This window comes from Paenibacillus sp. AGC31 (assembly GCF_057334655.1).
Genome location: NZ_JBHFJH010000037.1, coordinates 42,466 through 56,465 on the forward strand (window position 1 = coordinate 42,466; position 14,000 = coordinate 56,465).

Here is a 14,000-nt window from a genome sequence, read left to right on the forward strand (position 1 = left end):
CGTCCATCTCCCCCTTTCCTTTAAAAATACGATGAAAAAATGGAGAAAGCCCCTCCCGATATATCGTGAGCAGGCTAATTACATTCGTCCTTTATTTCAGTTCTGCTGTCAGCGCCAGATTCAGAGCCGTTACATTCACACGCGGCTCCCCGAATATCCCCATCTGACGGCCTTCCGTATGCTCATTTACAATTTGCATAAGCTGCTGTTCACTAATTCCCGTAGCTTCGCTAATGCGCGGGATCTGCACCTCAGCAGCTTCAGGAGAGAGATCCGGATCAAGTCCCGAACCTGAACCCGTCACGAGATCAGCAGGGATCTGCTTCAATCCCGGGTTTTCCTGCTGGAGCTGAGCAATCTTTTCCTTCATCTCGCTGATATATTCCTCTGAAGCTACAGCGCGATTTGAGCCGGCTGAAGCCGTTGGGTCATAACTGGCATTCGATGCCCGGGGCTTGAACAGCCCCGGCGATTGGATTTCCTGCGCCAGCAGTGACGAGCCGATGATTTTCTCATCTTGCGTAATCAGACTTCCATTCGCCTGCGCAGGAAAGAGAAGCTGGGCTACGCCAGTCGTTACGAGCGGGTAGATTAGGCCGCATATCAGCATAAGCACGACGGATAACCGTATAGCGGGCAAGAACATGTTCATACAGATCACTTCCTGAATTCATTAGGATAAAAGAATAATGTTGATAAGCGTTGTTATCTCGTTAAAGAATTCCTGACAGAACCAAGTCAATCAGCTTAATGCCGATAAAAGGTACAATTACACCACCTACGCCATAAATAAATACATTGCGGCCAAGCAGCCTCTCGGCTGACATCGCCCGATACTTAACCCCTTTCATCGCAATGGGAATAAGCAGTGGAATAATAATAGCGTTGAAGATCAGCGCCGAAAGGATCGCAGACTGCGGTGAAGCCAGATTCATAATGTTCAGAGCCTGAAGCTGCGGCATAGCGAGAATGAACATGGCTGGAATGATGGCAAAATACTTCGCGATATCATTGGATATCGAAAAGGTTGTCAGTGCGCCGCGTGTAATCAGCAACTGCTTGCCAATGGAGACGACCGACAATAACTTGGTCGGGTCGGAATCCAGGTCAATCATGTTGGCCGCTTCTTTGGCCGCCATGGTGCCCGAATTCATCGCCAGGCCCACATCGGCCTGCGCCAGAGCAGGAGCATCGTTCGTACCATCGCCCGTCATGGCGACGAGTTTGCCCTCCTGCTGCTCTTTTTTGATCGCCGCAATCTTGTCCTCGGGCTTCGCTTCGGCAATAAAATCATCCACGCCCGCTTCCAGCGCTATGGTCGCTGCGGTCAGCGGATTATCGCCTGTACACATAATGGTCTTGATGCCCATGGCGCGCATCTCGGCGAACTTCTCTTTCAGCCCTGGCTTCACGGTATCTTTCAGATAGATCACACCGTAGATTCGCTCATCGATGGCTACAGCAAGCGGGGTGCCTCCAGCCTTCGCAATACGATTTGCAATCTCATCCAGATCATCGGGTATGCGACCTCCTTCGGAAGCAATATAACGTTTGATCGCATCCACGGCACCTTTACGAATCTTCATACCGTTACTCAGATTGAGACCGGACATCCGAGTCTCTGCTGTGAATTCCACATTTTCCGCATTCGCATACTCCGTCTCAGACCAGCTCTGACCTTGTTTACCTGCCAATTCCACAACAGAGCGTCCCTCCGGGGTCTCATCCCACACAGAAGCCTGTAAAGCAGCTTGCGTCATCTCTGACGAAGTAATGCCCTGAACTGGAATGAATTCAGATGCCATGCGGTTTCCGTATGTGATCGTCCCCGTTTTGTCCAAAATCAACGTATCGATATCCCCGGCCGCTTCTACCGCTTTACCCGACATGGCGAGCACATTGAACTGCGTAACACGGTCCATCCCGGCAATACCAATGGCAGACAGTAATCCACCAATTGTGGTTGGGATCAGGCAGACGAGCAGTGCAATCAGAGTCGCCAGATCCAGTCGAATACCCAGGTAACTCGCCATCGGAACCATTGTCAGAATGACGATCAGAAAGATCAAGGTTAATACGGCGAGCAGGGTTGTCAGCGCAATTTCATTGGGTGTTTTCTGGCGCTGTGCACCCTCAACCAGAGAGATCATCCGGTCAAGGAATGACTCACCCGGATCGGTCTGAACACGCATGACGATATAATCGGACACGACGCGGGTACCCCCGGTAACCGAGGAGAAATCGCCTCCTGCCTCCTTGATAACCGGTGCGGATTCTCCCGTAATGGCCGATTCATCAATGGAGGCCAAACCTTCTGTAATTTCACCGTCCGTTGGGATCAGTTCACCGACTTCCACGCGGACCATATCGCCTTTTTTCAACTGGGTCGAAGACACTTGCCGGATTGTTCCATCCTTCTGCACCAGATTGGCCAAGGTGTCCGACTTCGTCTTGCGTAACGTATCCGCCTGCGCCTTACCTCTGCCTTCTGCAAGTGCCTCCGCGAAGTTAGCGAACAGCAGTGTGAACAGCAAAATGAAAAACACGGCGATGTTGTACCCGCGTCCAGCCTCGGATGCGGCGAATAGATCGGGATTAATGCATAATAAGAGCGTAATGAATGTACCTACCTCGACAATAAACATGACCGGATTTTTGATCATGACCACCGGATTTAGCTTTTTGAACGCATCCAGTGAAGCCTGAAGTATCATATCCTTGCTTAACGACCGTTTCGATCCAGGATCACGTTGAATATTACCGCGATTGTTGCCCGGCTCATTGCCCTTCGATCTGAACATTTCTGTATCCATGTGTTGCATCGTCTGTTCCTTCTTTCGTTCAACTGCATTCATCGTGCACTGCCACCTCCATGCGTTACGTCCTTGCGCCCAATTCCTCTGTCTGTCCCTGTTATAACCCTCATTGAATCATCGCCAGATGCTCTGCAATCGGTCCAAGAGCAAGCGACGGGAAGAACGTAAGCGCGCCGACAACAACGATCATCATGACCAAGATGCCAGCAAATAAAGGCGTGTGTGTACGCAGCGTACCTGTAGTTACCGGTACAACCCGTTTCGTAGCGAGTGAACCCGCTATGGCCAGCATGGCGATCATCGAAACGTACCTTCCCAGCAGCATAACGATACCAATTACGATGTTGTAAAAGTCTGTATTGGCATTTAGTCCGGCAAAGGCCGATCCATTATTGGCTGCACCTGAGGCAAAAGCATAGAGAACTTCAGTCAGGCCATGCATGCCCCCGTTCGAGATGGATACAATGGCTTCAGGCCGCATAAGCGCGAGTGCCGTTGGCGCAAGAATAATCAAAGGATGAATGAGCAACGCAATGGATGCGAGCTTTACCTCTTTCCCCTCGATTTTTTTGCCCAGAAACTCAGGTGTTCGTCCCACCATTAATCCACAGATAAACACAGCCAGAATCACATACAACAGTCCGTTGATTAGCCCTACTCCTTTGCCACCAAACACGTTATTGAGCATCATCTGAGCCAGTGATACCATGCCTCCAAGTGGAGTGAGCGACTCGTGCATATTGTTGACCGAACCTGTTGTAGCCGCTGTCGTGACTGCCGTGAATAAAGCCGATTCGGGTATGCCGAATCTGACCTCTTTCCCCTCCATATTGCCTTGAAGACCCACTGCATCCAGCGCAGGTACACCGCGATATTCGGAGACAAATACGGTGGTCAACATCACAAGGAAAAGAAAACTCATCGCTGCGAACAATGCCCAACCCTGCTTCCGGTTATTGACCATCAAGCCGAAGGCGTATACCAGTGCAGTGGGTAACAGCATCATACAGACGATATGCACCAGATTGCTCAGGGCCGTCGGATTCTCGAATGGATGTGCAGCATTGGTTCCAAACCAGCCACCACCGTTGGTGCCAATGTGTTTGATCGACTCCAGTGAGGCGACCAGTCCACGTGAAATGGTCTGCTGCGCGCCTTCCAGCGTGGTTGCGTTCACCGCTCCCGCAAGCGTCTGAGGCACACCCTGGAACACGAGGAACAGAGCCACGATGAAGCTCAGCGGTAAAAAAATACGTGTAATCGACCGTACAAGGTCGACGTAAAAATTTCCCAGTTCATCCCGGCGGCCTATCAGCCCGCGAATGAACGCAATAGCCACCGCGAATCCGGTCGCTGCGGACGTAAACATCGGGAACGTCACGGCCAGCATCTGTGACAGATACGACAGGGCGTTCTCGCCCGTATAAGACTGCCAGTTCGTGTTGGTCATAAAGGATACCGCCGTATTAAATGCTTGCGCCGCTGGCATATTGCCGATCCCATCCGGGTTAAGTGGCAAATACTTTTGCAGCCGCAGCACCAGAAACATCAATACCAACATTACAAAGTTGGAGAGGAGAACCGCCGTAAGGTACTTTTTCCACCCCATGGATTCGTTCTCGCGTACTCCCATCACGCGATAGAGCAGTCGTTCCGGCCCGCCAAAAACCCGATCCAGCCCCGTTCGCTGTCCATCGAACACGTTCACTACATATTTCCCCACCGGTTTAACCAACAGCAGGATGATCAGTAGCGTCACTGCTACTTGCACTACACCGATACCCATATCCGCATTTCCTCCCTATTCGACGTTCCCTTGTTCCCGTATTACGCACATCGCCAGCATCAGAATTTCTCCGGCTTCACCAGCACATAACCGAGATAAATCACCAGTGCGAGCACAATCATGCCGATGACAATCATCTGGCTTCCCCCTCTCTACCCTCAAGCCTTCTCGCAGAATTTCAAGAATCCCCAAAATACCCCAAACAGTAGCACCACCAATCCAATCATCGTGGCATCATTTACCATGCACCCTTCCTCCCTCTCTCTACCGTTCTCTGCACCTGCTACATGTAAAATCGTAATACGAAACGCTGTAAAAAAGGGGTAAAGAAATACCTCCACAGGTGTAAAAAAAGCGTAAAAAAGACCCGATCTCCTCAGCAATGGGCTGAAAAGAACGGGTCTATCATCATTTTTATACGGAGCACTCCATTACGTGTCAATCTATTACCTACCCGTCATTTCAAGAACTGCGTGTAGGCATTTCCCTAACATTTTGAATACTAGTTTGTGGCTTCTTCGTCATGTACTTGTTAAAAAAGTCGGTGTTTATTCCTGTCATATGATGAAAGAAGGAAGTTTCCACTTTCCAATCCTCCTCAATCATATGACGAATATCCACAAGACCTTTATTGGAAAGCAGGTCAATAATGGTTTTAATTCGCATCGGCTTTTGAAGTGGAATCTCCCTGTCGAAAGGCTCCTTTTCCAGATATCCTCTTCGGTGCATCGCCGCATAGAAATTACGATGATCCTTAGCTTCCATCATTCCTAGATGTGCTGCTCTGTATCCCAGCACTTGTAGGGAAGTCTTCCATTTATTTTTCAAATCAAGATATTGATCGGGATTCGTCTTATAAGTGATTTCATTCATGTCCGATGAAAACTCTTCTTCGGGCAATAAAAATGCACCCGCAAACAGATTAGCTTCATTTTCAATCAATTTGTGTTCTTTTCGGTCCAGATTGACAAATTCAAGACGATAATGAAGCAACAAATGACCAAGCTCATGTGCAATATCAAAATTCCTACGAACCGCAGAACGTTTGATGTTGCCCAGTATGATAAACGGACGATCATTTCTTGTCCAAAGGCTGTACGCATCAATTTCTTCACCAATCGCTTTTTCAAAAACATATACACCACTTTTTTCGATCCGGAACATCAGGTTCTCATTCGTGGATGGCTCCATATTCAGCCGTTGTCTCGCAAGATGGGCAACATAATGGATCTGAGTCGTACGATCATCGTCTGTATGGTTCATATACTCAATTGCCTCTTCCCGCAATTGGATAATATTCAGTGTGGGAAGGCTGATCTGAGCGGTAATATAATTAATGAACGTGTCCAGATATTCTACATGCTTTGCTTCTGTCTGTGTCTTGGATATCACATTCATCACTTTCGAACGATAGGCAATGTTCATAACATCAATGTTGGCTGCGTTATTACGCTGTGTAAGCATATCTTTCGTATAAAAATACTTGCTTTTCACACTGAAAATGCGTTTCAACTCATTCACAATTGGCACCTTCGGAGAGGTATACGCATTTTCATATTGCCAGACTGCTTGTTCTGTCACACCTAATTGTTCGGAGAGCTGTTTTCTAGAATACCCATGCATGATCCGCAAATTGGTCAAATTTTCACCAACGAACATGCTGCTCCCTCCTTACTGAACGACACAGGGAATCACCCCCGCTGTTCTCCTTCCAAAATTTCAATATCATAAGCTGCCGGATCAACGATATCTTCCACATCAGGCGTAAGCGCCTCCCGTTCACTATCATCCAGTTCAGCACCAGAGATGAGGTCCGATAAATCTTCTATAAAATAAGCGATATTATCATTCGGATTAGGCAGATAATGCTGAACCTTCGAAATTTGGTATGCATCATCAATAGCATAAGTGAGTATATGAAACTCATTATATGTAGATGCAAGATGTTCAAGTTCTTCTTTCACACGGCTGACCTGACTCTCTGAGATTGGAAAAGAAAGTTGCTCAACCCTCTCCAACTCACCATGTTCATTACGGCGTGGTTGAATCAAAGAAAATTCCAGATCGTTATTAATCTTGGAGAGATCGTGTAAATAGGTACGGAAAGCACCTTTGTTGTCAACGCCCGTAGGTAGCTTGGCACTGGAAAAACTATTCTCATTAAAGTAGGCTGCGTTCTTTATCAGAAACAGAACTTTTGATTCTTCATGTGTGAACTGGAGATAATCCCATGTTAAACCTGCTTTGGATTTCTTGTGAGTGAATCCTTGTTCACCGCAATAATCTGCGATTTTGCTCTCAATAAAATTTCCCTTTGTCCAGGCAAAGGCTGAACTAATCTTCATGTTTCTCTTCCGATCTTTACGGTGATCAATATATTCGCGGTATCCTTCAACAATAGCATCAACAAGCATCTGACTATGTTCCGACTTGAACTTATATTGTTCCATATAGATCACTCCGATTCATAAATATGAAGACAAGTTATATTTTAATCGAAGTTCGTGTGCAAAGATATGATTTTTTTTGATATTTTTAAAGTAAACCTATCTCATACACTTCATCCAAATGGATTCTGTGCCCACTGCAATAATCTCTTTTTTGTGATTTTGCCATGGGAGGTATGATTGACAACTTGCCCCTGATCGAGCAGAAGTACCTGGGGTGACTCATGGTGAACCTCTGTCTCTTCCGCAATATGGCGGGACAACGAGCGATTTTCAATCACTTTGACGATGCGGTAATCCATGGGTTGTTTGGGATCTGATGCATGGGTGCCTACAAACGCCATAAACTCTCTGTACGCTCTCGCACTTGTCGGACAAGTCGTGCTGTGTTTCAGGATAAGGACCGGATGAGCCTGCGAGCGATGAAGCGCATCTTCCCAGTCATCCGTTTTGTGCAATTCACGGACATGTTCGCTGAGCATATGTTCCGAGTCTGACCCTGCACGTTTGCTAACCACCGAACCAATCACAATGCCAAGCGCCAAGCCAAAAGCAATCCCGAGTCCAAGCTGCTGCGTAGCCGTACCAATGCTGACTCCCATAGCCGTTCCTATAGCAAGCCATAAGGCTTGATGATTTACTTTTTTCTTCATGCAGATCTTCCCTTCCTGAAATATGTATATCAGGGCTATAAAACTTCCTACCTTATATTCTGATCAAATTATAGCATAGGCCTCTGTGAGCAATCGTTAATAATCTTCATCTCCGGGTACAGATTTCAGTGATTGGATTTATGCAAAATGCTCATTTGTGATACACTGGTTGTAATTTGGAAACGATGAACATGAAGAATGGATTGGAAGGGCGGAAATTCCATATGACATACGCATTTATGATTGAACCGCAGGATTTTATTGCGCTGGATAACGAAGATGAGCTGATTGAGAAATGTCAGGAGTGGGGCCTGCTTTCGGGTAAAGCGACCAAACTCAAAACGTTCTATTATAAAGGAAACGGATTAAACATGCCGTGCACCATCATTGGATATGTCGACCACATGGCAGCCGTTATTCAACTGGATAATGGACAAAAGCATTGTATTCACCCGTCTTATCTGAAGGAAATGCAAGCGTCCAGTTACAGTGCCAGAAGCATAAGTAATGCCGGTTCAGATCGAAGCACAGAATCGGCAATTTCGGATACAGTTGCACCAGTCTCTGCTGATGTTACGCCAACTTCAGATGCCCTGGTTAACCCGGATGAAATGCCGGTGGATCTGGATGATGCGGAAGATACGGACACAGATGAATTCTCCTCTGGGCTGAAGGGTGATCCGGATGGGCTAGTAGAAGAGTATGTTGGACCTCAGTCTGGGGCAGCCAGTGAAGCCAAACCCAAAGCCAAGACAGCAAGCAAAGCCAAGGCCGTCAAGATTGATCTGCCCGAAGGTAAAGTGAAGATGAGTGCCGTTGTCAAAGAATTCACCACTGTGCCGAATCACTTCTCTGACAATGACGATGAAGTCATCATCTATGAAGCAGTTACCATCACGGAGCCAGACGTCATCGATGTTGGGGAAGCCTGGTCGAGCCACAGTGCTACGGTTAAGAAACAAGAACTGGAAGTGGGAGATGTTATCACGTTTGAAGCGAAAATTATCAAGAAGAAGCTGACACGTAACCCGGTTCCTTATAAAATCAACAACCCTTCCAAGATTCAAAAGGAAGACTAATCAAGGAAGATTAATCACGATTCATTACAAAAAAGCAAAAAACCTCCACAACTGCTCAAAGCAGACCGCGGAGGTTTTTGCCATTTGAAGTTTATATTAGCAAAGAGTACACTCTTAAGCTTGTCCCGGCGTAGCACTGATCTGAAACTGTACGCCAAACTTATCGACAACCGAACCGTAGGCTGGACTCCAGAACGTTTCTTGTATCGGCATTTTCACTTCGCCACCGTCTTGCAACTGGTTGAAAATCGCTTTGGCTTCATCCGCCGTATCCGTGTTCACCGTAACCGTAACATGATTACCGACAGTGTACGGCATACCTGGAAACGTGTCGGACAACATTAATACCGAGCTGCCAATCTGCAAAGAAGCATGCATAATGCGGTCTTTCGCTTCTGGCGGGATGGGGTGATTCGGGTCAGATGGACCGTCGCCAAATGTTTGAAGCGCGAGTACTTCGGCTCCAAATGCCTTTTGATAAAAATCTACCGCTTCACGTCCATTACCGTCTGTAACCAGATACACATTCAAGCTGATCGACATGAGTTCTTCATCTCCTTGGGCTCATGTAATTTATACGATTCACGCCACTTGCGACATGAGTATATATGAACAGGTTGTCCTTTGACAAGCGTATATTTTCTCACTACTTCTGTTGGACCATTACACGATTAGGGTTACCAAATAATTTTTAATCCATCCCTCTCTCCACTACTTCTTGCGCTTGCGTATATAATAGAGAACCGTGATCAGAACACCCGGAACCAGTGCTGCAAAGCTGGCATAGATCAGACACCATTTCAACAAGGTAAATATCGGAGTGAGTTCAGTAAGCACAGGCGTACGTTCAGGATAACGATACATGATCAGGGATGCACCTATATTTTCAAGCATGTCCATAGCCCAACCTAAGACCGGAATCAGATTCACCCAACGCCAGCGACTCTTTATCGGAAGCGCGATAGAGTATCGATAACAGAACAACCAAGAGGGACAGATAGGCCAAGGGCCATATGAGGTCAAATGTGAACCGTGCCTGAATATAGGCGCTTCGCCCTGCTTCTCCATACTGCTCAGCCATCTGATAAAGATCATCCGCCGTGTACAGAAACGATGAATCCGGGGACTGCCCACCACCTGTGGCCTCCTCCGACTTTGCCGCCTGCCAGGGCAGAATGAATGCAATAAAACAGGCAAAAACAACAACCGCAGCTACAACCCATTTCCAATTCACCCGCTGATAGAACCAACCTGACACTTTATTCAGCACATTCTGTCCCCTTTCCGATAAAAAAAAGACCACTCTCCCGAATCCTATCGGTAAAATGGTTGTGTTCAATCCTATGAAATTATCGAGCTTGAACGATGTTATCTATTTCACTTTTCAATAAGAGGTATCGGTGAACACTTCTCATGATCGGGACCTTCGTTAGTTTGTTCTTGTCCACGTACAGTTTCATCTGGTCTTTGGTCAAACCAAGCAAACTTCCAGCTTCCGATACCGTCAACACTACCTCTGGGTTCGTAGCATTAAACGTCCTCTTTACTTTCTGATTCCAGTCCTCGAATACCTGCATAGATCAGTGACATCTCCTATCCATAGCCAGTTATTATCAGGCTGAATATATCCAGTATACCACACTTGTGCTGCTCGTAACTTAATCCTTGCGCAGAACCATATTCTGATAGGCATATTCCCTGCTTGACCCTGACGTTAACTCGAGGGTTTATACTGGCTTCAGGAGGGGATTAGCATGAGTATGTCACCTGAACATGTAACCAAGAAACGACGCAGCAGTGGAATAGCCATTATTGGAATGAGTTGGTTAACGATGACATTGGGTTTGTTTTTTGCTACACTCGCAGGGGAGCTTGTCGGCACTATTGGTGCTGCTGATTGGATGGTTCATCTCACCCAAGCTGTTGTCATTATTAGTATCGTCTTACCCGCACTGTTCATCATTCGAAGACACTTCCATATGAAGTCCATTCTTCTTCCTCTGACAGGAAAAAGCATAGTTCACTTGCTCTCTGGCGCATTATTTGCCACTTCTCTGGCCTTCATCGGGTTGGCGATAGCCAGTATGAACAACTGGATTACGATTACGGAGTGGCACTTCTCAGCTGAGTTCTTGCTTGCTGTCGTACTTAATAGTTGTATTGCTTTCTTGTATGAGGCTTTGCCAGAGGAACTATCCATGCGAGGCATGGTCTATGATGGATTACGCTTCAGACTGCGACTTCCTGTGTTTTTCGCTTATGTAACTCAAATCATACTCTTTCTGCTGGTTCCGATGAGTGTCAGCCTATTGCAAGAGCTCGTCGGTATGGATGCCGGAAGCCGGATAACCTTGGATTATATGATCTTGCTCTTGACCTATGGTATTACGTTACAGCTTCTGCGCAGTTTGACCGGATCTTTATGGGCCTCCATCGGATTTCATGTCGCTTACCTGGAAGTAGCCAGATTCGTTGTTATGCCAGGTGATAGACCCGCATTGTTAAACTATACCGCGCAAGATAACGGGTTGGCCGAAATATTTATTTTGTATATGATGATAATCTTCGTCGGTGGGATCATTCTGGCGGTGCTCAATGCATGGCGCTGGTGGAGAATACAGAAATCATGAGGGAGGGATCTGCCTGTTGTATACCGTTGGACAACTATCCAAACATACCGGAGTGTCCATCCGAACACTGCATTATTATGAGAAGCTGGGTTTACTGCGACCGGCCCGTAATGAGAACAATCAGTATCGCTTATATGGTGAAAAGGATATTTTACGGCTTCAGCAGATTACCATTCTGAAGAAAATGCATTTTAAATTGAATGAGATTGGAGAATTCCTCGATCAGGATGCTGCTCGCTCTGAACCAGAGAGTACCCTTACTTTATGGAATAATACGTTGGAACAACAATTGGCCGTCGTTAAGGAACAGCAGGAGAGATTAAGCAAGGTCGAGCATCTTCTTTTTTCAACCCTATATGCCATCAGAGCATCCGGTACAATCAGTCTGGATGAAATGTTGGGTTTCATCCGTGAACTGGATCAGCCTCCGGGCAAGTTCCGTCAAGATGTTTTTACACATGAAGAAATGGAATCGTTACCTCTGAATAATCAGAACAATTCAATATCCCTGGAATGGGCCGATATTCTTAAAGAAATTCATACATGCAAGATGGAACCTCCGGATTCCGAAGCCTCACGGTTACTGGCCATCCGAATCTCTGATTATGCTGAAAGGGCTTTTCAAGGGAATGCAGAATTGGCAGAAAAATATTGGGATTATATCGCCCCAGAGGATGATCAGTCAGCTCGTGTATATGGTATGACAACGGAAACCATGCGTTACATCGAAATGATCCTGGATCGATGGGCAGTCCAGAATCCTGATGATCAACAATAAGGGCCACTTCGAAAAGTGGCCCTTGATCCATTCCTTCTTTATGCTTCGTTACGCCTCTTCCCAGAAGCGACGCAGGTTGTCCATGGCGATTTTGGATGCGGACTTACATTCCTCCATGCCTTCGAACTCCACCGTAATGTGACCATCATAACCGAAGTCTTTGATCAGCTTTACAATTTTACGAATTGGAATGTCACCTTGTCCAACGATGGCCCCACGCAGGAAGTTGCCGTAGGCTGTGGTGAACCATTCACCCTCACCCGGATGCTCATCATAAGGACGGAAGTAGAAATCTTTGAAGTGGACCAGAGAAGCGTACGGCAGATTTTTCATGACACCGATAATCGGATTCTCATCCACGCACATGAAGTTGCCAATATCGAGTGTTGTTTTGAAGTTCGGACGATCTACAGCATGCAGAACACGCTGCACCCGATCACTCGCCTGTACACTGAAGCCGTGATTTTCAATGGTAGTGGTGATACCAAACTGCGCAGCATAATCCGCAATAATCTGGCTTCCCCGCACCATCAGCGGCAGATGTTCCTCGAACCAGGCAATGGTCATCTTCTCTTTCGGCAGGGTAAACGCCGTGACGTCATGACGCATATGTTTTACACCCATCCGGTGAACGACATCCACATGTCTTTTGACCCGAGCCATCTCTTCAGCAAATGCCTCTTCCGTCTCCTGCACAAAATTGGCTGGCATCGAGTAGTTGGACAGTTCAATACCTGCAGATGCCGCCCGTTCCCGAATCGCATCAGCCAGATCATGATTATCCTCCACGGTATAACCGTAAGGAACCATCTCCATATGCTCGCCGCCGTTCGCCGCAATCCAATCGATCACATCCAGCACCGTCATCTCACCCGAATTCAAATCATTCAACAAACTATACGTGCTCAGGCCCACTCTCATCTGCTCAACTCCCTATCGATATTGTTGGATAAATTGAACTGCCTTGCGAATGTCTCGCTCCGGCTGATCGCCTACCTCACGCTCAATCGTCAGATAACCGGTGTACCCAATCTCCTGAAGAGCTGCAAAGTATCCGTCAAAATCAACGCCACCCTCGCCCAGTGGCACCTCACGGAAGAAGGTTCCGGAAGAGACCATCTCGGCAATCTTATCGTGATCCATAGGTGCATAACCGACTGCACCGTATACATCTCTTGGGTCCACTTCCTTCAGCCGCACCCCATCCTTCACATGGGTATGTACGATGTAATCCTTGAGCAGATGAACGCCCCGCGCCGGATCATCTCCGGTCACCATCACCATATTCGCCGGGTCAAAATTCACCGATACTCCGTTGGTCGACAGCGTATCCAGAAATCCTTTCAAATCAGCAGCCGTTTCCGGTCCTGTCTCAATGGCAAAGTATGCACCAACACTTTTGGCATATTGGCCCAGCTCCTCACAAGCAGCGTGAAGCGTAGCGTAGACTTCCGATGAAGAATCATGTGGAACAATACCGATATGTGTTGTGACGATGTTGGTGCCCAGATCCAAAGCGAGATCCACGATTCGCTTCGACTTCTCTACTTTCCACGGATTATCTTCCTTGACCTGAAACCCATGTCCACCCAGATCGCCGACCAATGCTGAAATGTCGAGACCTAGAGAATCGATGTAACTCTTTAACTCTTTGCGCGCCGCAGGCGACAAATTTTCGGGGTCCATCTCTCCCTTGACGGCGTAGATCTGCACACCTTCTGCACCTACGTCTTTGGCTTTGTTCAACCCTTCCCGTACGCCTACACCAAAGCTATCCACGATGACACCGATCTTGTTCGTTAATTTCATGT

General features: G+C 47.1%; 16 protein-coding genes. 3 read left to right on the forward strand and 13 right to left on the reverse strand.

The features are described 5' to 3' along the window. Positions 1 to 91: 91 nt before the first annotated feature. From kdpC to ytxJ, 7 genes are all read right to left on the reverse strand, one after another. Positions 92 to 652, reverse strand: coding sequence for a potassium-transporting ATPase subunit KdpC (gene kdpC / locus ACE04G_RS23375; RefSeq protein WP_221822272.1), 561 nt, complete (start codon positions 650 to 652; stop codon positions 92 to 94). Between the two features lie 61 nt (positions 653 to 713). After that, the gene (gene kdpB, locus ACE04G_RS23380) at positions 714 to 2,714 is read right to left on the reverse strand and encodes a potassium-transporting ATPase subunit KdpB (RefSeq protein WP_449003759.1); all 2,001 of its coding nucleotides are present in this window, start codon (positions 2,712 to 2,714) and stop codon (positions 714 to 716) included. A gap of 208 nt (positions 2,715 to 2,922) precedes the next feature. Continuing rightward, positions 2,923 to 4,602: a potassium-transporting ATPase subunit KdpA gene (kdpA, locus tag ACE04G_RS23385; RefSeq protein WP_445253530.1), complete on the reverse strand. Its 1,680-nt coding sequence runs from the start codon at positions 4,600 to 4,602 to the stop codon at positions 2,923 to 2,925. 59 nt (positions 4,603 to 4,661) lie between these two features. Next, positions 4,662 to 4,739 carry a potassium-transporting ATPase subunit F gene (locus tag ACE04G_RS23390; protein ID WP_074096687.1) on the reverse strand — a complete coding sequence of 26 codons (78 nt, stop codon included), beginning with the start codon at positions 4,737 to 4,739 and terminating at the stop codon, positions 4,662 to 4,664. A gap of 325 nt (positions 4,740 to 5,064) precedes the next feature. Next, positions 5,065 to 6,261, reverse strand: a complete 1,197-nt coding sequence (locus ACE04G_RS23395) for a spr1629 family repressor/antitoxin (protein WP_449003740.1) — start codon at positions 6,259 to 6,261, stop codon at positions 5,065 to 5,067. Between the two features lie 32 nt (positions 6,262 to 6,293). After that, entirely contained in the window at positions 6,294 to 7,052 is a 759-nt protein-coding gene (locus tag ACE04G_RS23400; RefSeq protein WP_076210263.1) for a spr1630 family ClpXP-sensitive toxin, read from the reverse strand. Between the two features lie 110 nt (positions 7,053 to 7,162). Beyond that, positions 7,163 to 7,702, reverse strand: a complete 540-nt coding sequence (ytxJ, locus tag ACE04G_RS23405; protein WP_256704196.1) for a bacillithiol system redox-active protein YtxJ — start codon at positions 7,700 to 7,702, stop codon at positions 7,163 to 7,165. 224 nt (positions 7,703 to 7,926) lie between these two features. Here ytxJ and ACE04G_RS23410 point away from each other — a divergent pair, with 224 nt between their 5' ends. Continuing rightward, positions 7,927 to 8,781, forward strand: coding sequence for a hypothetical protein (locus tag ACE04G_RS23410; protein ID WP_449003741.1), 855 nt, complete (start codon positions 7,927 to 7,929; stop codon positions 8,779 to 8,781). A gap of 114 nt (positions 8,782 to 8,895) precedes the next feature. Here the strand turns inward: ACE04G_RS23410 and ACE04G_RS23415 are convergent, their stop codons facing one another. From ACE04G_RS23415 to ACE04G_RS23430, 4 genes are all read right to left on the reverse strand, one after another. Beyond that, positions 8,896 to 9,324, reverse strand: a complete 429-nt coding sequence (locus ACE04G_RS23415; RefSeq protein WP_047841503.1) for a VOC family protein — start codon at positions 9,322 to 9,324, stop codon at positions 8,896 to 8,898. Between the two features lie 168 nt (positions 9,325 to 9,492). After that, positions 9,493 to 9,675 (reverse strand): hypothetical protein, encoded by a 183-nt coding sequence (locus tag ACE04G_RS23420; RefSeq protein WP_449003742.1) that lies wholly within the window; start codon positions 9,673 to 9,675, stop codon positions 9,493 to 9,495. Continuing rightward, positions 9,668 to 10,051, reverse strand: coding sequence for a hypothetical protein (locus tag ACE04G_RS23425; RefSeq protein WP_449003743.1), 384 nt, complete (start codon positions 10,049 to 10,051; stop codon positions 9,668 to 9,670). The genes ACE04G_RS23420 and ACE04G_RS23425 overlap by 8 nt, the downstream gene beginning before the upstream one ends. Before the next feature lie 79 nt (positions 10,052 to 10,130). Continuing rightward, the gene (locus ACE04G_RS23430) at positions 10,131 to 10,358 is read right to left on the reverse strand and encodes a hypothetical protein (RefSeq protein ID WP_017691180.1); all 228 of its coding nucleotides are present in this window, start codon (positions 10,356 to 10,358) and stop codon (positions 10,131 to 10,133) included. A 177-nt stretch (positions 10,359 to 10,535) separates the two neighbouring features. Here ACE04G_RS23430 and ACE04G_RS23435 point away from each other — a divergent pair, with 177 nt between their 5' ends. Together ACE04G_RS23435 and ACE04G_RS23440 are read left to right on the forward strand one after the other, a co-directional pair. Beyond that, positions 10,536 to 11,411 (forward strand): CPBP family glutamic-type intramembrane protease, encoded by an 876-nt coding sequence (locus tag ACE04G_RS23435; protein ID WP_339181212.1) that lies wholly within the window; start codon positions 10,536 to 10,538, stop codon positions 11,409 to 11,411. Positions 11,412 to 11,427: 16 nt separating this feature from the next. Then, positions 11,428 to 12,189, forward strand: a complete 762-nt coding sequence (locus ACE04G_RS23440; protein WP_221822284.1) for a MerR family transcriptional regulator — start codon at positions 11,428 to 11,430, stop codon at positions 12,187 to 12,189. Positions 12,190 to 12,237: 48 nt separating this feature from the next. Here the strand turns inward: ACE04G_RS23440 and ACE04G_RS23445 are convergent, their stop codons facing one another. Together ACE04G_RS23445 and ACE04G_RS23450 are read right to left on the reverse strand one after the other, a co-directional pair. Then, positions 12,238 to 13,110 carry a sugar phosphate isomerase/epimerase family protein gene (locus tag ACE04G_RS23445; RefSeq protein WP_449003744.1) on the reverse strand — a complete coding sequence of 291 codons (873 nt, stop codon included), beginning with the start codon at positions 13,108 to 13,110 and terminating at the stop codon, positions 12,238 to 12,240. A 12-nt stretch (positions 13,111 to 13,122) separates the two neighbouring features. Continuing rightward, complete coding sequence (locus tag ACE04G_RS23450) at positions 13,123 to 13,998, reverse strand: sugar phosphate isomerase/epimerase family protein (protein ID WP_449003745.1); 876 nt, start codon at positions 13,996 to 13,998, stop codon at positions 13,123 to 13,125. Positions 13,999 to 14,000 lie beyond the last annotated feature (2 nt).

What these genes read in the sequence shown, in the direction of transcription:
- kdpB (WP_449003759.1), bottom strand. Translation starts at nt 2,714, where the DNA reads ATGATACTTCAGGCTTCACTGGATGCGTTCAAAAAGCTAAATCCGGTG.
- ACE04G_RS23390 (WP_074096687.1), bottom strand. Translation starts at nt 4,739, where the DNA reads ATGATTGTCATCGGCATGATTGTGCTCGCACTGGTGATTTATCTCGGT.
- ACE04G_RS23430 (WP_017691180.1), bottom strand. Translation starts at nt 10,358, where the DNA reads ATGCAGGTATTCGAGGACTGGAATCAGAAAGTAAAGAGGACGTTTAAT.
- kdpC (WP_221822272.1), bottom strand. Translation starts at nt 652, where the DNA reads ATGAACATGTTCTTGCCCGCTATACGGTTATCCGTCGTGCTTATGCTG.
- ACE04G_RS23400 (WP_076210263.1), bottom strand. Translation starts at nt 7,052, where the DNA reads ATGGAACAATATAAGTTCAAGTCGGAACATAGTCAGATGCTTGTTGAT.
- ytxJ (WP_256704196.1), bottom strand. Translation starts at nt 7,702, where the DNA reads ATGAAGAAAAAAGTAAATCATCAAGCCTTATGGCTTGCTATAGGAACG.
- ACE04G_RS23450 (WP_449003745.1), bottom strand. Translation starts at nt 13,998, where the DNA reads ATGAAATTAACGAACAAGATCGGTGTCATCGTGGATAGCTTTGGTGTA.
- ACE04G_RS23415 (WP_047841503.1), bottom strand. Translation starts at nt 9,324, where the DNA reads ATGTCGATCAGCTTGAATGTGTATCTGGTTACAGACGGTAATGGACGT.
- ACE04G_RS23410 (WP_449003741.1), top strand. Translation starts at nt 7,927, where the DNA reads ATGACATACGCATTTATGATTGAACCGCAGGATTTTATTGCGCTGGAT.
- ACE04G_RS23420 (WP_449003742.1), bottom strand. Translation starts at nt 9,675, where the DNA reads ATGCTTGAAAATATAGGTGCATCCCTGATCATGTATCGTTATCCTGAA.
- kdpA (WP_445253530.1), bottom strand. Translation starts at nt 4,602, where the DNA reads ATGGGTATCGGTGTAGTGCAAGTAGCAGTGACGCTACTGATCATCCTG.
- ACE04G_RS23445 (WP_449003744.1), bottom strand. Translation starts at nt 13,110, where the DNA reads ATGAGAGTGGGCCTGAGCACGTATAGTTTGTTGAATGATTTGAATTCG.
- ACE04G_RS23395 (WP_449003740.1), bottom strand. Translation starts at nt 6,261, where the DNA reads ATGTTCGTTGGTGAAAATTTGACCAATTTGCGGATCATGCATGGGTAT.
- ACE04G_RS23435 (WP_339181212.1), top strand. Translation starts at nt 10,536, where the DNA reads ATGAGTATGTCACCTGAACATGTAACCAAGAAACGACGCAGCAGTGGA.